The organism is Achromobacter sp. T5-5 (assembly GCF_055397965.1).
Window position 1 is genome coordinate 4,242,679 of record NZ_AP027919.1, and the last position, 24,932, is coordinate 4,267,610.

The window sequence follows — 24,932 nt, forward strand, 5'->3', positions numbered from 1 at the left end:
GAACCCACATGGCCAACTCCTCTCCCGCAGTCGTCAACGAAATCTCCGGTCGCGCCTGGATTCGCAATAGCGACGGTTCTCTGACCGAACTGCATCAAGGCAGCAAGGTCCCCGCCGGCAGCGACATCGTCACGGCGTCGGGCGGCACGGTTTCGCTTCAGGTTGAAAACGGCATGCCCATCGTCATCGGCGAGGGCCGTGAAGTGGCGCTGAACAGCGACATGACCGGCCCCCTGGCCGATCCGACGGAAGCCGCGGTCGCGCCGCCTTCGGGCACGGATTCCGACCGCCTGCTGGCCGCCCTGCAAGCGGGCCGCGACCCGTTTGAAGTCCTGGATCCGACGGCCGCCGTCGTGGCCGGCGGCGGTGAAGCCGGCGGCAGCAGCTTTGTCCGCCTGGCGCGCATCCTGGAAACCACCAGCCCGCTGGACCTGGCTTATCCGAACCCGGCGCGCGCCGATGACACGCTGCCCCGCGTGTCGGGCGCCGGCCTGACGGCGGACGACGATGCCGCCGCCGTGCAAACGCCGGGCAACACCCCTCCCGTCGCGCAGAACGACACCGTCGCCACGCGCCAGGACAATTCGATCAGCGGCAACCTTCTTGCCAACGACGCGGACGCCGATGGCGACGCGCTGACGCTGGTTTCCGTCAATGGCCGCGCGATGACCAGCGCGGGAATTACCGTTCCTGGTTCAAACGGCGGGACTTTCACGGTGTTCCCCGACGGATCGTACGTCTTTAACCCCAATGGCGAATACAAGGCGCTGGGAGAAGGCGAGACGGTCGTCTCCACCATTTCTTACACGATTACCGATCCGTCGGGCGCCACTTCGACGGCGACGGTCGCCGTCACCGTCACTGGCGAACTCGACGTGCCGACGATTGCCGTTTCGGATGCCGGCACCGTGAACGAAGGCGGCACCGCCACGTTCAACATCAGCTTGGGCAATACGATCGATCTGGATCGTGAAACCACCGTCACGCTCAAAATCGGTGGTCAGGTCGAGCCTCAGGACGTCGGTTTGCCTGTCGTCACCATCGGTGGCGTCGCCGTCGCTGTGACGGCCAACGCTGATGGCACGTACAGCTTCCAACTTCCGGCCGGTGTCACGAACGGCATCGTGGTGACGCTGCCCACCACCGACGACAGCACCTTCGAAGGTCGCGAAACGCTGACGCTGGAAGCAACGCTCAGCGGTCAGGCCGCCAACGGCGCTCAATTGCCGTCCGGCATTTCCGACACGGGCAGCGCCACGATTGTCGATACGGAAAGCACCGATCCGTCCAACCCGAACCCGGGCGCGGACGTGCCCGCCCTGACCGTCTCCGACGCCGGGGATGTCAACGAGGGCAGCAACGCCGTCTTCAATGTCGCGCTGACCAAGCCGGTCGACGCCGACACGACCCTGACCTTCACGCTGGGCGGCCAGATCGAAGCCGGCGACGTGGGTACACCCACCGTCATGATCGGCGGCACCCCAGCCGTCGTTACCGCCAATGCGGACGGCTCGTACAGCGTCACCGTGCCCGCCGGCACCACGGGCGGCATCGTCGTCACGGTCCCGACGACCGATGACACGGTGTTCGAAGGCCGTGAGCAACTGACGTTGGAAGCTACGCTGACAGGCAATTCCGCCAGCGGCGTTGCCTTGCCGGGCAACATTAGCGATAGCGGTAGCGCCACGATTGTCGATACCGAGAGCACTGACCCGTCCAACCCGAACCCGGGCGCGGACGTGCCCGCCCTGACCGTCTCCGACGCAGGCGATGTCAACGAAGGCAGCGACGCGGTCTTCAACGTCGCGCTGACCAAGTCCGTCGACGCCGACACGACGCTGACCTTCACGCTGGGCGGTCAGATCAAATCGGACGATGTGGGTACGCCCGCCGTCATGATTGGCGGCACCCCTGCCGTCGTTACCGCCAATGCGGACGGCTCGTACAGCGTCACCGTGCCCGCCGGCACCACGGGCGGCATCGTCGTCACGGTCCCGACGACCGATGACACGGTGTTCGAAGGCCGTGAGCAACTGACGTTGGAAGCTACGCTGACCGGCAATTCCGCCAGCGGCGTTGCCTTGCCGGGCAATATCACCGACAGCGGCAGCGCCACGATTGTCGATACCGAAAGCACTGACCCGTCCAACCCGAACCCGGGCGCCGACGTGCCCGCCCTGACCGTCTCCGACGCTGGGGATGTCAACGAAGGCAGCGACGCCGTCTTCAACGTTGCACTGACCAAGCCGGTCGACGCCGACACCACCCTGACCTTCACGCTGGGCGGTCAAATCGAAGCAGGCGACGTGGGCACGCCCACCGTCATGATCGGCGGCACGCCTGCCACGGTCACGGCCAATCCGGATGGCACGTACAGCGTCACCGTGCCTGCCGGCACCACGGGCGGCATCGTCGTCACGGTCCCGACGACTGACGACACGGTGTTCGAAGGCCGTGAGCAACTGACGTTGGAAGCTACGCTGACCGGCAATTCCGCCAGCGGCGTTGCCTTGCCGGGCAATATCACCGACAGCGGCAGCGCCACGATTGTCGATACCGAAAGCACTGACCCGTCCAACCCGAACCCGGGCGCCGACGTGCCGTCCCTGACGGTCTCGGACGCGGGCGATGTCAACGAAGGCAGCGATGCTGTCTTCAACGTCGCGCTGACCAAGCCGGTCGATGCCGACACTACGCTGACCTTCACGCTGGGCGGCCAGATCGAAACGGGCGATGTGGGTACGCCCACGGTCATGATCGGCGGTAAGCCCGCTACGGTCACCGCCAATCCGGATGGAACCTACAGTGTCACCGTGCCGGCCGGCACCACGGGCGGCATCGTTGTTACGGTCCCGACGACCGATGACACGGTGTTCGAAGGCCGTGAGCAACTGACGTTGGAAGCTACGCTGACGGGCAATTCCGCCAGCGGCGTTGCCTTGCCGGGCAACATTAGCGATAGCGGTAGCGCCACGATTGTCGATACCGAAAGCACTGACCCGTCCAACCCGAACCCGGGCGCGGACGTGCCCGCGCTCACCGTCTCGGACGCAGGCGATGTCAACGAAGGCAGCGACGCGGTCTTCAACGTCGCGCTGACCAAGTCCGTCGACGCCGACACTACGCTGACCTTCACGCTGGGCGGCCAGATCGAAGCGGGCGATGTGGGTACGCCCACCGTCATGATCGGCGGTAAGCCTGCCACGGTCACCGCCAACGCGGATGGCTCGTATAGCGTCACCGTGCCCGCCGGGACCACCGGCGGCATCGTGGTCACGGTCCCGACTACCGATGATGTCACCTTCGAAGGCCGCGAGAACCTGACGTTGGAAGCTACGCTGACGGGCAATTCCGCCAGTGGCATTGCACTGCCGGGCAACATCACCGACAGCGGCAGCGCCACGATTGTCGATACCGAAAGCACTGACCCGTCCAACCCGAACCCGGGCGCGGATGTGCCCGCACTCACGGTCTCCGACGCCGGGGATGTCAACGAAGGCAGCGACGCTGTCTTCAACGTCGCCCTGACCAAACCGGTCGATGCCGACACCACCCTGACCTTCACGCTGGGCGGCCAGATCGAAGCAGACGACGTGGGTGCGCCCACCGTCACGATCGGCGGCGCGCCTGCCGTCGTTACCGCCAACGCGGACGGCTCGTACAGCATCACCGTGCCCGCCGGCACCACGGGCGGCATCGTCGTCACGGTCCCGACGACCGGTGACTCGGTGTTTGAAGGTCGTGAGCAACTGACCCTCGAAGCCACGCTGACGGGCAATTCCGCCAGCGGCATTGCGCTGCCTAGCAACATCACTGACTCGGGCAATGCCGTCATCGTCGACGATCACGGCCCGGGCGCCGATGTGCCCGCCTTGACCGTCTCCGACGCGGGTGATGTCAACGAAGGCAGCGATGCTGTCTTCAATGTCGCGCTGACCAAGTCCGTCGACGCCGACACCACGCTGACGTTCACCCTGGGCGGTCAAATCGAAGCAGACGACGTGGGTGCGCCCACCGTCATGATCGGCGGCGCGCCTGCCACCGTCACCGCCAATCCGGATGGCACGTACAGCGTCACGGTCCCTGCCGGCACCACGGGCGGCATCGTCGTCACGGTCCCGACGACGGGCGACTCGGTGTTTGAAGGTCGTGAGCAGCTGACCCTCGAAGCCACGCTGACGGGCAACTCCGCCAGCGGCATTGCGCTGCCTGGCCACATCACTGACTCGGGCAACGCCGTCATCGTCGATGACCATGGTCCCGGCGCCGATGTGCCGGCCCTGACTGTCTCCGACGCGGGTGATGTCAACGAAGGCAGCGACGCCGTCTTCAACGTCGCGCTGACCAAGTCCGTAGACGCCGACACCACGCTCACCTTCACGCTGGGCGGCCAGATCGAAGCGGGCGATGTGGGTACGCCCACCGTCATGATCGGCGGCGCGCCTGCCGTCGTTACCGCCAACGCGGACGGCTCGTACAGCATCACCGTGCCGGCCGGCACCACGGGCGGCATCGTCGTCACGGTCCCGACGACCGGTGACTCGGTGTTTGAAGGTCGTGAGCAACTGACCCTCGAAGCCACGCTGACGGGCAACTCGGCCAGCGGCATTGCCCTGCCGGGCAACATCACTGACTCGGGCAATGCCGTCATCGTGGATGACCATGGTCCCGGCGCCGATGTGCCGGCCCTGACCGTCTCCGACGCGGGCGATGTCAACGAAGGCAGCGACGCGGTCTTCAACGTCGCGCTGACCAAGTCCGTCGACGCCGACACCACGCTCACCTTCACGCTGGGCGGTCAAATCGAAGCAGGCGACGTGGGTACGCCCACCGTCATGATCGGCGGCGCGCCTGCCGTCGTTACCGCCAACGCGGACGGCTCGTACAGCATCACCGTGCCCGCCGGCACCACGGGCGGCATCGTCGTCACCGTTCCGACGACCGGTGATTCGGTGTTTGAAGGTCGTGAGCAACTGACCCTCGAAGCCACGCTGACGGGCAATTCCGCCAGCGGTATTGCGCTGCCTAGCAACATCACTGACTCGGGCAATGCCGTCATCGTCGACGATCACGGCCCGGGCGCCGATGTGCCCGCCTTGACCGTCTCCGACGCGGGTGATGTCAACGAAGGCAGCGATGCTGTCTTCAATGTCGCGCTGACCAAGTCCGTCGACGCCGACACCACGCTGACGTTCACCCTGGGCGGTCAAATCGAAGCAGACGACGTGGGTGCGCCCACCGTCATGATCGGCGGCGCGCCTGCCACCGTCACCGCCAATCCGGATGGCACGTACAGCGTCACGGTCCCTGCCGGCACCACGGGCGGCATCGTCGTCACGGTCCCGACGACGGGCGACTCGGTGTTTGAAGGTCGTGAGCAGCTGACCCTCGAAGCCACGCTGACGGGCAACTCCGCCAGCGGCATTGCGCTGCCTGGCCACATCACTGACTCGGGCAACGCCGTCATCGTCGATGACCATGGTCCCGGCGCCGATGTGCCGGCCCTGACTGTCTCCGACGCGGGTGATGTCAACGAAGGCAGCGACGCCGTCTTCAACGTCGCGCTGACCAAGTCCGTAGACGCCGACACCACGCTCACCTTCACGCTGGGCGGCCAGATCGAAGCGGGCGATGTGGGTACGCCCACCGTCATGATCGGCGGCGCGCCTGCCGTCGTTACCGCCAACGCGGACGGCTCGTACAGCATCACCGTGCCGGCCGGCACCACGGGCGGCATCGTCGTCACGGTCCCGACGACCGGTGACTCGGTGTTTGAAGGTCGTGAGCAACTGACCCTCGAAGCCACGCTGACGGGCAACTCGGCCAGCGGCATTGCCCTGCCGGGCAACATCACTGACTCGGGCAATGCCGTCATCGTGGATGACCATGGTCCCGGCGCCGATGTGCCGGCCCTGACCGTCTCCGACGCGGGCGATGTCAACGAAGGCAGCGACGCGGTCTTCAACGTCGCGCTGACCAAGTCCGTCGACGCCGACACCACGCTCACCTTCACGCTGGGCGGTCAAATCGAAGCAGGCGACGTGGGTACGCCCACCGTCATGATCGGCGGCGCGCCTGCCGTCGTTACCGCCAACGCGGACGGCTCGTACAGCATCACCGTGCCCGCCGGCACCACGGGCGGCATCGTCGTCACCGTTCCGACGACCGGTGATTCGGTGTTTGAAGGTCGTGAGCAACTGACCCTCGAAGCCACGCTGACGGGCAATTCCGCCAGCGGTATTGCGCTGCCGGGCAACATCACTGACTCCGGCAACGCCGTCATCGTGGATGACCATGGTCCCGGCGCCGATGTGCCGGCCCTGACTGTCTCCGACGCTGGCGATGTCAACGAGGGCAGCGACGCCGTCTTCAACGTCGCGCTGACCAAGTCCGTCGACGCCGACACCACGCTGACGTTCACCCTGGGCGGCCAGATCGAAGCAGACGACGTGGGTGCGCCCACCGTCACGATCGGCGGCGCGCCTGCCGTCGTTACCGCCAACGCGGACGGCTCGTACAGCATCACCGTGCCCGCCGGCACCACCGGCGGCATCGTCGTCACGGTCCCGACGACCGGTGACTCGGTGTTTGAAGGTCGTGAGCAACTGACCCTCGAAGCCACGCTGACGGGCAACTCGGCCAGCGGCATTGCGCTGCCGGGCAACATCACCGACTCGGGCAACGCTGTCATCGTGGATGACCATGGTCCCGGCGCCGATGTGCCGGCCCTGACCGTCTCCGATGCAGGCGATGTCAACGAAGGCAGCGACGCCGTCTTCAATGTCGCGCTGACCAAGTCCGTCGACGCCGACACCACCCTGACCTTCACGCTGGGCGGTCAAATCGAAGCAGGCGATGTGGGTACGCCCACCGTCATGATCGGCGGCGCGCCTGCCGTCGTTACCGCCAACGCGGACGGCTCGTACAGCATCACCGTGCCCGCCGGCACCACGGGCGGCATCGTCGTCACGGTCCCGACGACCGGTGACTCGGTGTTTGAAGGTCGTGAGCAACTGACGCTCGAAGCCACGCTGACGGGCAACTCGGCCAGCGGCATTGCTCTGCCGGGCAACATCACTGACTCGGGCAATGCCGTCATCGTCGATGACCATGGTCCCGGCGCCGATGTGCCGGCCCTGACCGTCTCCGACGCTGGGGATGTCAACGAAGGCAGCGACGCGGTCTTCAACGTCGCCCTGACCAAGTCCGTCGACGCCGACACCACGCTGACGTTCACCCTGGGCGGTCAAATCGAAGCAGACGACGTGGGCGTGCCCACCGTCATGATCGGCGGCGCGCCTGCCGTCGTTACCGCCAACGCGGACGGCTCGTACAGCATCACCGTGCCCGCCGGCACCACGGGCGGCATCGTCGTCACCGTTCCGACGACCGGTGACTCGGTGTTTGAAGGTCGTGAGCAACTGACCCTCGAAGCCACGCTGACGGGCAACTCGGCCAGCGGCATTGCCCTGCCGGGCAACATCACTGACTCGGGCAACGCCGTCATCGTCGATGATCACGGCCCGGGTGCCGATGTGCCGGCCCTGACCGTCTCCGACGCGGGCGATGTCAACGAAGGCAGCGACGCGGTCTTCAACGTCGCCCTGACCAAGTCCGTCGACGCCGACACCACGCTGACGTTCACCCTGGGCGGCCAGATCGAAGCAGGCGACGTGGGTACGCCCACCGTCCTGATCGGCGGCGCGCCTGCCGTCGTTACCGCCAACGCGGACGGCTCGTACAGCATCACCGTGCCCGCCGGCACCACGGGCGGCATCGTCGTCACGGTCCCGACGACCGGTGACTCGGTGTTTGAAGGTCGTGAGCAGCTGACGCTCGAAGCCACGCTGACGGGCAACTCGGCCAGCGGCATCGCGCTGCCGGGCAACATTACCGACTCGGGCAACGCTGTCATCGTGGATGACCATGGTCCCGGCGCCGATGTGCCGGCCCTGACCGTCTCCGATGCAGGCGATGTCAACGAAGGCAGCGACGCCGTCTTCAATGTCGCGCTGACCAAGTCCGTCGACGCCGACACCACGCTCACCTTCACGCTGGGCGGCCAGATCGAAGCGGGCGATGTGGGTACGCCCACGGTGATGATTGGCGGCAAGCCTGCCACGGTCACCGCCAACGCGGATGGAACCTACAGCGTTACCGTCCCGGCCGGCACGACCGGCGGCATCGTTGTTACGGTCCCGACGACCGATGATGTCACCTTCGAAGGCCGCGAGAACCTGACCCTCGAAGCCACGCTGACGGGCAATTCCGCCAGCGGCGTTGCCTTGCCTGGCAACATCACCGACAGCGGCAGCGCCACGATTGTCGATACGGAAAGCACTGACCCGTCCAACCCGAACCCGGGCGCCGACGTGCCCGCCCTGACCGTCTCCGACGCTGGGGATGTCAACGAAGGCAGCGACGCCGTCTTCAACGTTGCACTGACCAAGCCGGTCGACGCCGACACCACGCTCACCTTCACGCTGGGCGGCCAGATCGAAACGGGCGATGTGGGTACGCCCACGGTCATGATCGGCGGCAAGTCCGCCACGGTCACCGCCAACGCGGATGGCTCGTATAGCGTCACCGTGCCTGCCGGCACGACCGGCGGCATCGTCGTCACGGTCCCGACGACCGATGATGTCACCTTCGAAGGCCGCGAGAACCTGACCCTCGAAGCCACGCTGACGGGCAATTCCGCCAGCGGCGTTGCCTTGCCGGGCAACATTACCGACAGCGGCAGCGCCACGATTGTCGATACCGAAAGCACCGACCCGTCCAACCCGAACCCGGGCGCCGACGTGCCGTCCCTGACGGTCTCGGACGCCGGGGACGTCAACGAAGGCAACGACGCCGTCTTCAACGTTGCACTGACCAAGCCGGTCGACGCCGACACTACGCTGACCTTCACGCTGGGCGGCCAGATCGAAGCGGGCGATGTGGGTACGCCCACCGTCATGATCGGCGGCAAGCCTGCCACGGTCACCGCCAATTCGGATGGAACCTACAGCGTCACCGTGCCGGCCGGCACGACCGGCGGCATCGTCGTTACGGTCCCGACCACCGATGATGTCACCTTCGAAGGCCGCGAGAACCTGATCCTCGAAGCTACGCTGACGGGCAATTCCGCCAGTGGCGTTGCCTTGCCTGGCAACATCACCGACAGCGGCAGCGCCACGATTGTCGATACCGAGAGCACTGATCCGTCCAACCCGAACCCCGGCGCGGACGTGCCGTCCCTGACCGTCTCCGACGCAGGCGATGTCAACGAAGGCAGCGACGCCGTCTTCAACGTTGCACTGACCAAGCCGGTCGACGCCGACACCACGCTCACCTTCACGCTGGGCGGCCAGATCGAAACGGGCGATGTGGGTACGCCCACGGTCATGATCGGCGGTAAGCCCGCTACGGTCACCGCCAATCCGGATGGAACCTACAGTGTCACCGTGCCGGCCGGCACCACGGGCGGCATCGTCGTCACGGTCCCGACGACCGATGACACGGTGTTCGAAGGCCGTGAGCAACTGACGTTGGAAGCTACGCTGACGGGCAATTCCGCCAGCGGCGTTGCCTTGCCGGGCAACATTAGCGATAGCGGTAGCGCCACGATTGTCGATACCGAAAGCACTGACCCGTCCAACCCGAACCCGGGCGCGGACGTGCCCGCGCTCACCGTCTCGGACGCAGGCGATGTCAACGAAGGCAGCGACGCGGTCTTCAACGTCGCGCTGACCAAGTCCGTCGACGCCGACACTACGCTGACCTTCACGCTGGGCGGCCAGATCGAAGCGGGCGATGTGGGTACGCCCACCGTCATGATCGGCGGTAAGCCTGCCACGGTCACCGCCAACGCGGATGGCTCGTATAGCGTCACCGTGCCCGCCGGGACCACCGGCGGCATCGTGGTCACGGTCCCGACTACCGATGATGTCACCTTCGAAGGCCGCGAGAACCTGACGTTGGAAGCTACGCTGACGGGCAATTCCGCCAGTGGCATTGCACTGCCGGGCAACATCACCGACAGCGGCAGCGCCACGATTGTCGATACCGAAAGCACTGACCCGTCCAACCCGAACCCGGGCGCGGATGTGCCCGCACTCACGGTCTCCGACGCCGGGGATGTCAACGAAGGCAGCGACGCTGTCTTCAACGTCGCCCTGACCAAACCGGTCGATGCCGACACCACGCTGACGTTCACCCTGGGCGGTCAAATCGAAGCAGACGACGTGGGTACGCCCACGGTCATGATCGGCGGCAAGCCTGCCACGGTCACCGCCAACGCGGATGGCTCGTATAGCGTCACCGTGCCTGCCGGCACGACCGGCGGCATCGTCGTCACGGTCCCGACGACCGATGATGTCACCTTCGAAGGCCGCGAGAACCTGACCCTCGAAGCCACGCTGACCGGCAATTCCGCCAGCGGCGTTGCCTTGCCGGGCAACATCACCGACAGCGGCAGCGCCACGATTGTCGATACGGAAAGCACTGACCCGTCCAACCCGAACCCGGGCGCCGACGTGCCGGCCCTGACCGTCTCCGATGCAGGCGATGTCAACGAAGGCAGCGACGCGGTCTTCAACGTTGCACTGACCAAGCCGGTCGATGCCGACACCACCCTGACCTTCACGCTGGGCGGTCAGATCGAAGCGGGCGACGTGGGTACGCCCACCGTCATGATCGGCGGCAAGTCCGCCACGGTCACCGCCAACGCGGATGGCTCGTATAGCGTCACCGTGCCTGCCGGAACGACCGGCGGCATCGTTGTTACGGTCCCGACCACCGATGATGTCACCTTCGAAGGCCGCGAGAACCTGACCCTCGAAGCCACGCTGACCGGCAATTCCGCCAGCGGCGTTGCCTTGCCTGGCAACATCACCGACAGCGGCAGCGCCACGATTGTCGATACCGAAAGCACCGACCCGTCCAATCCGAACCCGGGCGCGGACGTGCCCGCCCTGACCGTCTCCGATGCAGGCGATGTCAACGAAGGCAGCGACGCGGTCTTCAACGTTGCACTGACCAAACCGGTCGACGCCGACACCACGCTCACCTTCACGCTGGCCGGTCAGATCGAATCGGGGGATGTGGGTACGCCCACGGTCATGATCGGCGGCAAGTCCGCCACGGTCACCGCCAACGCGGATGGCTCGTATAGCGTCACCGTGCCTGCCGGCACGACCGGCGGCATCGTCGTCACGGTCCCGACGACCGATGATGTCACCTTCGAAGGCCGCGAGAACCTGACCCTCGAAGCCACGCTGACCGGCAATTCCGCCAGCGGCGTTGCCTTGCCGGGCAACATCACCGACAGCGGCAGCGCCACGATTGTCGATACCGAAAGCACCGATCCGTCCAACCCGAACCCGGGCGCCGACGTGCCCGCCCTGACCGTCTCCGACGCTGGGGATGTCAATGAAGGCAGCAACGCAGTCTTCAACGTCGCGCTGACCAAGTCCGTCGACGCCGACACCACCCTGACCTTCAAGCTGGGCGGCCAGATCGAAGCGGGCGACGTGGGCACGCCCACCGTCATGATCGGCGGTAAGTCCGCCTCGGTCACCGCCAACGCGGATGGCTCGTACAGCATCACGGTCCCTGCCGGCACCACGGGCGGCATCGTGGTCACGGTCCCGACCACCAACGACACGGTGTTCGAAGGCCGCGAGCAACTGACCCTCGAAGCCACGCTGACGGGCAATTCCGCCAGTGGCGTTGCCTTGCCGGGCAACATCACCGACACCGGCAACGCCGTCATCGTGGACGACCGCGGCCCCGGCGCCGACGTGCCCTCGCTCAATGTGTCCGACGCGGGCAACGTGACGGAAGGGAATAAGGCGAGCTTCAACGTCTCCCTGAGCAAGCCCGTCGATGCCGAGACCACCCTCACCTTTACGTTGGGCGGCCAGATCACCGCAGCCGACCACGGCACCCCGACCGCGACGATTGGCGGGCTGTCCGTGACGGTCACGGCCAACGCCGACGGCTCGTACAGCATCAAGGTTCCCGCCGGCACCACCGGCGGCATCGTGGTCCAAGTGCCCACGACGGCAGACGGCATCTACGAAGGCACCGAGAAAATGACGCTCGACGCCACGCTTTCCGGACAGACCGCCAGTGGCTCGGCCTTGCCGGCAGGCATCTCGGACAGCGGAAATGCCTCGATCGTCGATATCAACAAGCCCCCGGTGGTCGGCAGCGCATCCGCGGCCGTGTCCGAGGAAGGATTGAGCGGCGGCATCAAGGACAGCAACGGCACGTCCGACACGACCAACTCGGCGCAGGCCAACGGTCAACTGAGCATCACCGACGACAATAGTGGAGCCACCTACACCATCACCCTGGTGGCGCCGGCCAATGGCACCCTCTCTTCCGACGGCGTGCCCATCGTCTGGACGCTCTCCGACAACGGCCATACCTTGACCGGCCGCGCCGGCTCCGCCGATGCCATCATCATCAAGATCGACGACACCGGCGCGTACACGGTGAAGATGCTGGCGCCGGTCGACCACCCGGACACGACCCGCGAAGATACGCTCGGCCTGTCCGTGACGGTCAAGGTCGCCGACGGCGTCAATGCGCCCGTCTCCACCACCCTGAACGTGACGATCGAAGACGACTCTCCCGTCGTGCAGCAGAATTCGCCCGTCAACGTGGAATCCACCGGCATTCCCGATGTCTACACCGGCAAGGTGTCGTTTGCGGGCAGCTCCAGCAGCGACAGCCAATGGAAGTTCACGTTCGGCAATGGTGCGGTGGAAGTCTCCGCCAAGGGATTCACCTCGAAAGACGACCTCACGCTCGTCGACGCCAAGGTCAACCAGAGCACGTCCGGGCTGGGCGTGGCCAGCAATGAATCCCCGTATCACAACATTGCGAATGAGGTGGACTATCGCGAACTGAACGGGCAAGGCGCGTCTGAAGAGCTGACGATCCGCCTTACCGGCGGAAAGATCGCCTACGGCGCAACCATCGACTTTGCAGCCATGTACGGCGGCGAAGTGGAAAGCGGCATCGCGCGTTTCTACCGCGATGGCGTGCTGATTGCCGAACGCACCTTCACCTCCGACAAGAACGGCGGCGACTATGCGGCGAACTTCCGGGTCGAGGAAGGCGGTTTCGACACCATCGTGGTTTCCGCCACGGACAACCACAAGAACTCGTCGAGCGACAACAGCGACTTCACGGTCACCGGCGTGACGTTCCTGGGCAGCCAGGATGTCCATGCCATCGCCTATGCCGACGGCAACCTGCAGTACGCCTACGGCGCCGACGGCGCCGGCACGCTGCAGCTGACGGGGGTGGAAAGCGGCCTGACCACGCGCGACGGCGGCGCCATCAAGACCAATGTGGCGGCCAATGGCAACCTGATCCAGGGCCTGGATTCCTCGGGCAATCTGGTGTTCGAGATCCGCCTGACGCCGGCCACCGGCAAGTGGGAGTTCTATCAGTACCAACCCATGAATGGCACGGCCAACGACCTGATCGACTTCACGTACCAAGTCAAGGACGCCGACGGCGACTTTGCCAACGGTCAATTCCAGGTCGGCGGTGTCGAGCCGACCGGGCCGACCCTGGCGATCGCAGACAACAACGCCGCTGCTCCTGGCGTCTTGAGCGTGTCGGAAGCACAGGCCACCGGCAGCGGCTCCTTCCTGATCACCGCGGCGGCCGGACTGAAGTCGATCTCGATCGACGGCACGGGCAACGCCGATGCCACGCTGACCCTGGACCGCCTGGCGGGCCTGGCGAACGATCCGCTCACGCTGACCACCAGCAAGGGCACGCTGACGCTTACCGGCTACGACGCGGCCACCGGCAAGGTGACCTACACCTACCAGACCAGCGGCGCGCAGCAACACACCGGCGACGACACCAACGTCCAGGACCACTTCACGATCACGGTCGAAGACAAGTTCGGCGGCAAGGCCACGGGCGACCTGGGCGTGCTGGTCACCGACACGGCGCCCAGTCTCGTTCCGGCCGCCGCAAGCTCCGCGCTGTCTTCGCTCGGCACCAACATCATGCTTACGTTGGACACGTCCGGCAGCATGAACTATGGCAGCGGGGTGTACAGCGGCTGGCGTGAACTGTCGCGACTGGAGGTTCTGAAGTCCTCGGTTGCCAAGCTGCTCGACCAATATGGCGAAGCCGGCGACGTGCGCGTCATGATCGTGGAGTTCAACTCGACCGCCGGCCAGAAGGGAGGCGGCTGGATGTCGCTGGCCGACGCCAAAGTGCTGGTCGAGGGCTTGAGCTACGGCGGCGGCACGAATTACGAAGCCGCGTTGAACACCGCGATGACTGCGTGGAACAACTCTGGCACGGGCAAGCTGGAAGGCGCCAATGTCCAGAACATTTCCTACTTCTTCACGGACGGAAATCCGGAGAACGGTCCCGTCTACGCGGCGCAGCAAGCGACCTGGGAGAAGTTCCTCTCGGACAACCATATCAATTCTTACGGCATCGGCCTGGGCACCAACGCCAGCGGCACGTACATTGATCCGGTCTCCTACAACCCGGACAAGCCGCAGGACAGCAACACGATCATCGTGAAGGACCTGAACGGGCTCGACACGGCGATCGCGGACACCATCGCGCCGCCCATTACCGGTGACATCTCCGCCGGAGGCACGCTGGGCGCCGACCTGGCCGGTGCGCGCATTACACAACTGGTCATCGACGGCAAGACGTATAACTACGACGCCGCGACAAACAAGGTTACGGCCAGCTCCGGCGCGACCTACACATTCGATTCGGCCAAATCCGAACTGACGGTGACCACGTCGCATGGCAAGTTCACCATCGATCTGGCGGGCGAAAACGTGGGCGATTACCGCTACCAGCCGCAAACCGCCGGCAGCGACACCGTCCAGTACACGGTCAAGGATGGCGACGGCGATACGGCAAGCTCCAGCCTCACGCTGACGGTGACGGCGCCGGTCCATCAAAACCCGGATGCCGTGAACGACAGCGTGATCACCAACATCCTGGGTTCGCAGTTGACCGTGCAGGCCGGCTCGCTGCTTGCCAACGACGTGCGCGGAACGGGTGCGTTGACGATGGGTCCGCTGACGGTGAATACGGGCTGGAAGGACAAGGGAGGCGATTTCACCGCACGAACGGTGGAAAAAGTTGACTTTGACAGCACCGGCAACAACAACGCGAACAAGTTCCTGACGGTCAACCGTGACCGTCTGGCGCAGATTGGCCAGGATCGCGCTCAGATCAAGGTGGACGGTTATCTTGCTTCGGTCGGCTCGAGCCAAAACAACGATCAGGACACAATCACCATCACCCTGCTGGCCGGTGAGGTCCTCACGCTGAGCCATGACCAGCCAAGCAACTGGATCCGGATGGAGTATCGCCTGGCAGGAAGCTCGGACGACTATGTCGTGCTGCAGAGCGGCCAGTCCATCAGCTCCACGAACGGTGCCACCTACGAAATCCACATGGTCAACGTCGACGACAACGGATCGAGCTGGGGCGGCACGGGAGCGGAGGACTATCTGCTCACGATGACCGTGGACTACTCCCACGCGAACCCCGTGACCGACAACGTGGCCAATTCCTCGTACACGATCCAGACGGCGGATGGTCATAGCGACAGTGCCAATGTGTCGGTGGCGTATCAATCGGGTAGCTCTCTGCTTGGCACCGACAAGAGCGAGATCCTGCTTGCGGGCGATGGGAACGATACGCTCAACGGTGGCAAGGGCAACGACGTGCTGGTCGGCGGAAAGGGCAGCGACACCCTCATCGGTGGCGACGGCTCCGACACGTTCCGCTGGGAGTTCAATGATCAGGGAACGACCGCCAACCCGGCAGTCGACCGGATCAAGGACTTCTCCCTGGCCAAGCCCGCGGACGGCGGAGACGTGCTGGATCTGAAGGACCTGCTCGTCGGAGAGAAGGACGGCAATCTGACGAACTATCTGAACTTCAAGCAGGATCCGGCCAACTCCAGCAACACGATTCTCGAGATCAACACCAAGGGCCAGATCGGCCAGGGTGCCGATCAGAAGATCGTGCTGGAGGGCGTCGATCTCACTCATGACGCCCACGGTCAGGCCGTCAGCAACCAGGCCATCATCAACGACCTGCTGCAGAAGGGGAAGCTGAACGTCGATCACCACTAAGCCACGACGTTCCAAGGGAAGGCCGGCATCGGCCTTCCCTTTTTTCTCAGTCACATTTTTTAAAGGGTGCGTCCAACATCACGCAAAAAATGTGAAAATCCGTTTCATGCCATCGACCCGCCGTTACCGTAGCGCGCTGACTCTGTGCCGATTGGCGTTGCTATGCCTGGCTTGCGGCTGGACGGGCAGTTCCGCCCTGGAAGTCAACTCCGACCGGCTGCAAAGCCTGTCGGCCAGCCGCTACGGCGCCAAGGGCTCCAAATCGGTCTCGAGCTGGCTGCAATTGCTGCGCAGCCCCGCGCCCGCCGCGAACAAGGACCGCCTCACCGTCGCCAACGATTTCTGGAACCGCGCCCTCCTTTCCGGCGAGGATTCCATCATCTGGAAGCAGGCCGACTACTGGGCCACGCCGCTGGAATCGCTGGGGCGAGGCGCGGGGGATTGCGAAGACTATGTCATCGGCAAGTATTTCACCCTGCTCTCCATGGGCGTGCCGGCCAACAAGCTGCGCTTCATCTACGTGCGCGCGCGCATTGGCGGCGCGGCCAGCAGCAGCCAGGTGGCGCACATGGTGCTGGGCTATTACGAAACCCCGAACGCCGTCCCGCTGGTGCTGGACAGCCTGATCTCAACCATCCTGCCGGCCACGCAGCGGCGCGACCTGACGCCGGTGTTCAGTTTCAACGCCGACGGCGTCTACGTGGACGGCAAGGCTGCCGCGCCCGTCGACCGCCTCAGCCGCTGGCGCGACCTCCTTCAACGCATGGAACGGGAAGGCATCCGCCCCTGATGTCCGGAAACAAGACTATGTCCATACTTCGTCAGCTCCTGCTCAGTGTCACCCTCGCCATCAGCGTCATCTTGCTGGGGACGCTGGCGCTCAGCGTCAACTCGGCGCGCGAATACCTCTCGGGCCAGCTCCAGGTGCAAAGCACCGACGCGGCCGTGTCCCTGGCCCTGTCCTTGTCGCAACCGGCGAACAATGACCCGGTCGTCCAGGAGCTGCTGGTGTCGGCGCTCTACGATGGCGGGCACTTCTCGCTGGTGCGTCTGACGGATCCCGAGGGCAAGGTGCTGATCGAGCGCAAGTCCACGGCGACGGCGGCTTCCGTGCCGGCGTGGTTCCAGGCGCTGGCGCCGCTGGATAGCCAAGCGGCCAGCCACGCGGTCAGCGACGGCTGGCGGCAGATCGGCGAAGTCACCCTGATCGCCAACGACGCCTATGCCTGGGAAGCCTTGTGGCGCAGCAGCCTGAAGATGATCGCGCTGGTGGTGGGCGCGGGCATCCTGTGGGCCGTCTTTGCCTTCGTGCTGGTCGGTTGGATCAAGAACCGGCTTCTGCGCGAGATCAGCGACCACGTCCGCGGCATCGGCCGGGACTCGCCGGGCGAGCAGGTCGAGGCGCGGGTGCCGGAGCTCTCCGGCGTGGTGCAGGCCCTGAACCAGACGCGCGAACGCATCCATGCCAGCGTCGAAGAGCAGAACGCGAAGATCGAGTCGCTGGAACTGGAGCTGAACCAGGACCCGGTGACCGGCCTGCCCAACCGCAAGTACTTCGTCAACGAGTTCCGGCGCGCGCTGGAAACCCGGCCGGCGGCGGGCACGTCCCGGATCGATGGCGGGCATGTCCTGGTGTTCCGCCAGCGCGATCTGGCGGACCTGAACCGGCACATGCCGCGTGAATTCATCGACCAGTGGCTGCGCGCGGCCTGCGAACGCATCCAGGGGTCGCTGACGCGCATGCATGTGGCGACGCCCCTGCTCGCGCGCCTGAACGGATCCGATTTTGCGCTGCTGCTGCCCGGCTGCGCGGCGCCGCAGGCCATGATGGTGGCCGAGCAGGTGCGGGCCGATCTGCACGCCTCGCGCATTCCGGTCGGTGAGGGGCATCTGTGCCGTTGGGCGCAGGCCATGACCGATTACGGACACGGCAGCCAGGCAGGCGCCGTGCTGGCGCGACTGGATTTCGGCCTGATGCGTGCGGAAAGCGCCGGCAACGACCAAGTCGTGATTGCGGGCGCCACCGACATGCAATCGCCCTCGGAAGCCGGCGAGCGCGCATGGAAGGACGCCATCCAGACGGCATTGGAAGGACAGCATTTCGAACTGGCGACAGAACCCCTGCTCGCGCTGGACGGCCGCGTGGTGCGGACCGAAGCCATGCTGATGCTGCGCACCGCGCCCGACCAGGAGCCGATCCCGGCCACGCTCTTCATCCCGCCGGCCGTGCGGCTGGACCTGGTGGCGGAATGCGACCTGGAATCCGTGAGGCTGGGCCTGCAATGGCTGGCCCGCCATCCGGGCGAACTCGCCGTGCGCGTGGCGCTGCCGTCGCTGCGCGGCCAGAAGTTTATGCGCCAGCTTGCGCTGCTGCTGACCGAAAACCGTCCGCTGGCGCGCCGCCTGTTCGTGGAAATCGACGCGCACGGGCTGGTCGAATGCCACGAGCAGATCACCGCGTTTGCGCGCGTCGCCGCGGAGTTCGGCGCGCACATCGGCGTGCGCCGCCTGGCGCAGCAGTTCGGCGCGGTGGCGCAGCTGCACACGCTGCCGTTGTCCTACGTGAAACTGGGCGGTGGATTCGTGGGTGGCATGTCGCAAAGCCCGGGCAGCCAACAGTTGACCGCCTCGGTGCTGGAAACCGCCCGGTCGCTGGGGATCGCGGTCTATGCGGAAGACGTGCCGGACGCGGAGACCCAACGCATCCTGCACGGCCTGGGCATCGAGATCATGCGCGGCCAGGGCGTCAAGACGGCCAGCGGGGGACAAGGCTGAAGGCCCCGCGATCGGCAGACCATGCAAAACGGCCCGCGCAGGCCTTGCCGCGCGGGCCGTGTCGTCAGCGCGAGGCCGGACGCGCTCAGCGCGCGCCCTGGCCCTTGGACTGTTCGTAAAGCGGCATCACCTTCTGCGCTGCGGCTTGCAGGTCGCTGATGCGCGAGGCGGCCGACGGGTGGGTCGAGAGGATCTCGGGCGGTGCGCTGCCCTGGCTGGCCGCGCCCATCTTCTGCCACAGCGTCACGGCGGCGCGCGGGTCGTAGCCCGCCCTGGCGGCCAGTTCCACGCCCATCCGATCCGCTTCGGTCTCATGGGTGCGGCTGTTGGGCAAGGTGAACATCACGCTCGTAAACTGCCCGCCCAGGTCCGACGCCGCGGGAGATCCCGTGGCGATGGACAGCACCTGCAAGCCCAGATCGGTGGCCATCTGCTGGGATACGCGCTCGCGGGCATGTTCGCGCAGCGCGTGGGCGATCTCGTGGCCCAGCACCGCGGCCAGCTCATCGTCGGTCGGATTGATCTTTGAAATCAGCCCGGTGTAGACGGCGATCTTGCCGCCGGGCATGCACCAGGCGTTGATTTCGTCGCTGGACAGCACGTGGACTTCCCATTTCCAGCCTGTCGCATCGGGACGGAACACGCCCGCCTGCGCGATCAGGCGCTGGGAGATGTCCCGCACCCGGGCCACCTGCTTGGCGTCGCGGTCCAGCAGCCCCTTGGACTTGGCCTGCTGCAGGATGTCGGCGTATTGCTGGGCCGCCTCCTGCTCCAGTGCCTGCGAGGGCACCATGCTGGACATATATTGCGTGCGATTGACGCCCACGGTGCCAGACTGCGTAGTGTTCATGCCCGTGCAGCCGGCCAGTACGGTCAGCGACAGCACGGCTCCGGCATTGCGCAGAAAATGACGCTTCTGTTTCATGTCGGCCTCCAAGCCATTTCAACAACGGGAAAGCGTATCAGACCGGGGCGGCGCCACACTGCCCGCGGTGGCGCAGCGCGTGGTCGATCAGCACGAGCGCCAGCATGGCCTCGGCGATCGGCGTCGCGCGGATGCCGACGCAGGGGTCGTGGCGGCCTAGCGTCTGGACCATCACCGGCTCGTTGGCGCGGTTGACCGAGCGGCGCTCGACCCGGATGCTCGACGTGGGCTTGATCGCCAGCGACACGGTGATGGGCTGGCCCGTGGAGATGCCGCCCAGCACGCCCCCGGCGTGGTTGCTCAGAAAGCCCTCGGGCGTGATCTCGTCGCCATGTTCGGACCCGCGCTGCGCGATGCAGTCGAAGCCGGCGCCAATGGACACGCCCTTGACCGCGTTCAAGCCCATCATGACGTGGGCAATGTCGGCATCGAGACGGTCGTAGATGGGTTCCCCCCAGCCGGCCGGCAGGTTCTCTGCGACGACTTCAATGCGCGCACCGATGGAATCGCCGTCCCGGCGCAACTGGTCCATATAGGCTTCCAGTTCGGGGACGACCTCGGCATTGGGGGCATAGAAGGGATTGTTGGGCACCTCGTCCCAGGAAACGAAAGGGATCGCGATGGGACCGAGCTGGCTCATGTAGCCGCGCACCTTCACGCCATGGTGTTCGGCCAGCCATTTCTTGGCGATGGCGCCGGCCGCCACGGTGGGCGCCGTCAGGCGCGCGGACGAACGGCCGCCGCCGCGCGGGTCGCGCACCCCGAACTTGCGCCAGTAGGCGAAGTCGGCGTGGCCGGGCCGGAAGGTGTCGGCAATGTTGGAATAGTCTTTGCTGCGCGCATCGGTGTTGCGGATCAGGAGGCCGATGGGCGTGCCGGTGGTGACGCCGTCATAAACGCCCGACAGGATCTCGACCTGGTCGGCTTCCTGGCGCTGCGTCACGTGGCGCGAGGTGCCGGGACGGCGGCGGTCCAGCTCGGCCTGGATGTCCGAGGCGTCCAGCGCCAATCCGGGGGGACAGCCATCCACGACGCAACCGATGGCCGGCCCGTGGGATTCGCCGAAATTCGTGACGGTAAAGAGAGTACCTAGGGTATTGCCGGGCATAGGGAGTCAACAGGTCGGGTTTGCAAGCAACCCCGATTATGACACCGCCGAGGCCAAAGCCTGGATCTGGGCGGCGGGCGCGGGCCTACCCAGCAAATAGCCCTGCATCACGCGGCATCCCAAGGACTTGAGGATTTCGCGCTGACCTTCCGTCTCGACCCCCTCGGCCACGACAGGCAGATGCATCGCCTGGCACAGCCCGAACAGGGCCGACACGACTTCGCGGCTGCCGGCGTCCGATTCCAGGGCGGAAATGAAGCTGCGGTCGATCTTGACCCAGTCGATGGGCAGATGGCGCAGGTGGTTCAGGCTGGAATAGCCACAGCCGAAGTCGTCCAATGCCACGCCGATGCCCTTGTCGCGCAGGATGTTCAGGATCTTTACGTGCCGCTCGTAGTGCAGGATGAAGATGGATTCGGTGATTTCCAGCACCAGTTTGCGCGGAGACAGGCGAGTGGCCTCCAGCACGTCGGTCACCAGTTGCACCAGGCTGTCCTCGTCCATCTGCTTGACGGAAAGATTCACGTGGACGCGCCAGGCGGACGGCCACAGCGCCGCCTGCGTGCAAGCCCGCTCCAGGATCCAGGCGCCCAGCGGCACGATGAGGCCGCTGCGTTCGGCCAGTTCGATCGTGACGGCCGGCGACACGCTGCCCAGCACGGGGTGATGCCAGCGCAGCAGGGCCTCGCAGCCCTGCACCACCCCGGTGCCGCTGTCGCAGACCGGCTGGTAGTACAGCTCGAACTGCTCCATGTCGGGCGTGGTCAACGCCAGCCGCAGGTCGTTTTCCAGGCCCTGCTGATCCCGCTGGCGCGCCAGCAGACGGAAATCAAAGAGGTTCCAGCCCTCGCCGCCGCGTTCCTTGAGCGGGACCATCGCGACCTGAACGCAGCGCTGCAGTTCTTCGACGCTGCGGCCGTGGGCGGGATAGAGGGCGGCGCCAATCCGAAAGACCGCAATAAGGGGACGGCCTCCCAGTTCATAGGGCGCGCTCAGGTCGGCCAGCAATTTGGCCGACACCTGCGCGGCGCCCTCTTCGTCCACGCTGGGGACGCAGACGGTGAACGAATCGGCACCGGCACGGGCCGCCATGCCGCCCAGCGCGCGGGCGACCAGCCCGAGCCGGTCCGCCACCTGCACCACGAGGGCCTGGTCTTCGCCCGCGCGCAGCATCGCGCTGATCTGGGCGTAGTGTTCGAAACTGACCAGAAAAAAGGCGCCGCGGCGCGTCGTGCCCTGCGGCTTGCCCAGCCAGGTACGCACGCGACGATGCAGCTCCTGCTGGCTAAGGAGGCCGGTCAATTCGTCACGCGTCAAACGCCGCCGGAGCGTGCGCTCCCGGCGGACGAAAAGCAGACTGATCGCTGCAAGTGCGCCCGCGAGCGTCAGGCACAGTGCGAGCAGGTAACTCTCACGCACGGAGCCCCCTATCCATATGCCCCCGGCGTTGCGGCCCGACCACGGGCCCAGGGGCTGTAACATATTTTAAATTATGCATTGCTTTCGCAAAAACACGCCACTTTTCGGAGGCAACACGCCCCTTCTTTCCTGACATCCTTGGGTTCTTGGTTTGCTCGCGGCAGGTCATGGCAGGGTCCTGGATGGCAGTCGCTGGCCGGTCCTCTCGCCATGCCTCGCTCCATCTACGACACCGAAGCGCCAAAAATTAATACGCAGTGTCTCAATAGTTCTCAACCGGCCAATTATCACGAGCGAAATAATTGCACACCTTGTCTGATATGACCGAGGATTTCGTAATATTCTGTGCGTTCTGTGACAGGCCCCATTACAGTGTCAGCGTTGCCATCGCAATCTCCGTAACGTGTGTCACGTTTGATATCCAGGTTTTATCCCGCGCAGGCGTTCTTGCCGCCTGACGCTCCCGTTTAGGCGGCAGCCGACGCGATACCCCGCCGGCACCGCGCAAGCCCAGGAAGGGACACGCAAGTAACATGCCCACATTACGCCGGCTGCTTTTATGCTCCGCTCTTCTGATCGGCTTCATCCTGCTTGGCGCCCAGGCGCTCGGGATGCTGGCGGCGCACCGCTACCTGAACACCCAGCTCGCGCAGCAAAGCGAAGCGGGCGCCAACGCGCTGGCGTGGGCGCTGTCCCACGGCACGGGCACCCAGCAGGAGCAGGCCGAGCTCGCGGATGAACTGTTCGGCCAAGGCCTGTATTCGCTGGTAAATATCACGAATGAAGGAAATGTCCTGCGCGTCGAGCGCCGGTCGCCGCCGGCCGTCGGCCGCGACCGGGACTGGCGCGCCGCGTGGCTGAACATGGAAGCGCCGGCGGTGTCCCGGCCCTTCGCCACGCCCAACGGCAAGACCAAGGGCACCCTGACCGTGCAGGCCGACGCGCGGCTGGCGCGCGACACGCTATGGCAAGGCGGTGTGCGAGTGCTGGGCCTGGCGCTGGCCGCCGCCGCTTTCTGGGCGCTTTTCGCGACCAACCTCGTGCGGTGGATCGAGGCCCGGACCTCCCGGGACATCTGCGACCGCGTCCGGGCCCTGGCGCCGGGCGCCGGCACGGCGCTGACCGGCTCCTGCGAAATGCCGGGGGTGGACCAGGCGCTGGTCGATGCGCAGCGGCGCGTGGCCGCCACGGTGCAGGAACAGAACGCCCGCATCGAATCCCTGCAAAGCGAGATCTACCGGGACCCAATCAGCCGCCTGTCCAACCGCAAGCATTTCATCGACCAGTTCAGGCTGGCCCTGACCGACAAATCCGACGACACGGGCGGGCACCTGTTGATGTTCCGCCAGCGCGATCTGGCGCAGATCAACCGGCATCTGTCCCGCGCCTTCACCGACCAGTGGCTGCGGTCGTCGTCGGACCGGCTGCGCAAGCTGGTGGAGGAATTCGGCGGTCCGGGCGCGCTGCTCGCGCGGATCAGCGGCTCGGACTTCGCCCTGCTGCTGCCACGCACGTCAGCGCCGCAGGCCAGCCTGCTGGCCGAACGCGTGCGGCGCGAGCTGCGGTCCCTGCGCGTGCCGATGGACAAATACGGCTGGTGCCGCTGGGCGCTGGCCATGGCCGCGTTCGCCTCGGGCGACAACATGAGCGACATCCTGGCCCGCCTGGACCATGCCCTGATGTGCGCGGAAAGCGCAGACGACGACCAGATCACGCCCGCGAGCCAGGCCGCCGACAGCACCCGTATCGGCGAATACAGCTGGCACGATGCGCTGGTCACGGCGCTGGAGCAGCACCGGTTCTCGCTGGCGGCCCAGCCACTGCATGACCTGTCCGGCGCGGTGCTGCATTACGAGGCCACCCTGGCGCTGCACGACGCGTCCGGCACGGACCCCGTCCCCGCCTCGATCTTCATGCCCCCGGCGGTGCGCCTGGGCCTGTCGGCCGAATGCGACATCCAGGCGATCCGCCTGGGACTGGACTGGCTCTTCACCCATGAAGGCGCGCTCACCGTGCCGGTGTCGCTCGCCACGCTCGCGCAAGGGTCGTTCTTCACCCGGCTTGAACGCATGCTCGCCGACCGGCCGGCGCTGACGATGCGGCTCATCCTCGACGTCGACGCCGCGGGACTCGTGGAACAAGGCGCCGACGTGCGCCTGCTCTGCGACATCGTCACCGGCGCCGGCGGAAGGGTCGGCGTGTCCAGGCTGTCGCAGCAATTCGGCGCCATGGAACACCTGCATGAATTCCCCGTGTCCTACGTGACGCTTTGCGGCAGCTTCATCACCGGCCTGCTCCACAGCCCCGGCAGCCAGCACCTGGCCGCCACCGTGGTCGCCACCGCAAGGACGCTGGACATGGCGGTCTATGCCGCCGACGTGCCTGACAGCGCCACGCAGTTCGTGCTGGAAGAGATCGGCGTCCGCGCGATCAGCGGGGCTGTCGTAAACTTCGCCCACGCGCACGATCTCGCGCATGATCACCAATGGGTTCCTAGTTGACGGAAGGATTGTTTCTTCGCACCCGCTGGCGTTTCCGCCACCTTCGCGCGAGCTGGGCCGGCTCCCTC

Annotated in this window: 7 protein-coding genes; 4 read left to right on the plus strand and 3 right to left on the minus strand. The window is 65.8% G+C overall.

Annotated elements, in window-relative coordinates; translation table 11 throughout:
* Nucleotides 1-8: 8 nt before the first annotated feature.
* From ACZ50Q_RS19325 to ACZ50Q_RS19335, 3 genes are all read left to right on the plus strand, one after another.
* Nucleotides 9-16,136, plus strand: a complete 16,128-nt coding sequence (locus ACZ50Q_RS19325) for a retention module-containing protein (protein ID WP_464079311.1) — start codon at nucleotides 9-11, stop codon at nucleotides 16,134-16,136.
* Nucleotides 16,137-16,242: 106 nt separating this feature from the next.
* The gene (locus tag ACZ50Q_RS19330; RefSeq protein WP_464079312.1) at nucleotides 16,243-16,926 is read left to right on the plus strand and encodes a transglutaminase-like cysteine peptidase; all 684 of its coding nucleotides are present in this window, start codon (nucleotides 16,243-16,245) and stop codon (nucleotides 16,924-16,926) included.
* Nucleotides 16,927-16,943: 17 nt separating this feature from the next.
* Entirely contained in the window at nucleotides 16,944-18,911 is a 1,968-nt protein-coding gene (locus ACZ50Q_RS19335) for a bifunctional diguanylate cyclase/phosphodiesterase (RefSeq protein WP_464079313.1), read from the plus strand.
* 85 nt (nucleotides 18,912-18,996) lie between these two features.
* On the opposite strand, the gene ACZ50Q_RS19340 is transcribed toward ACZ50Q_RS19335, so the two are convergent.
* The 3 genes from ACZ50Q_RS19340 to ACZ50Q_RS19350 are packed head-to-tail and all read right to left on the minus strand — an operon-like array spanning nucleotide 18,997 to nucleotide 22,363.
* Entirely contained in the window at nucleotides 18,997-19,836 is an 840-nt protein-coding gene (locus ACZ50Q_RS19340; protein ID WP_464079314.1) for a M48 family metallopeptidase, read from the minus strand.
* 37 nt (nucleotides 19,837-19,873) lie between these two features.
* Nucleotides 19,874-20,944, minus strand: coding sequence for a chorismate synthase (gene aroC, locus ACZ50Q_RS19345; protein ID WP_464079315.1), 1,071 nt, complete (start codon nucleotides 20,942-20,944; stop codon nucleotides 19,874-19,876).
* Nucleotides 20,945-20,980: 36 nt separating this feature from the next.
* On the minus strand, nucleotides 20,981-22,363 hold the full coding sequence (locus ACZ50Q_RS19350; protein ID WP_092582212.1) for a putative bifunctional diguanylate cyclase/phosphodiesterase: 1,383 nt from the start codon (nucleotides 22,361-22,363) through the stop codon (nucleotides 20,981-20,983).
* Nucleotides 22,364-22,896: 533 nt separating this feature from the next.
* Between ACZ50Q_RS19350 and ACZ50Q_RS19355 the strand changes: the two genes are divergently transcribed.
* Nucleotides 22,897-24,864: a bifunctional diguanylate cyclase/phosphodiesterase gene (locus ACZ50Q_RS19355; RefSeq protein ID WP_464079316.1), complete on the plus strand. Its 1,968-nt coding sequence runs from the start codon at nucleotides 22,897-22,899 to the stop codon at nucleotides 24,862-24,864.
* The last annotated feature ends 68 nt before the right edge of the window (nucleotides 24,865-24,932 follow it).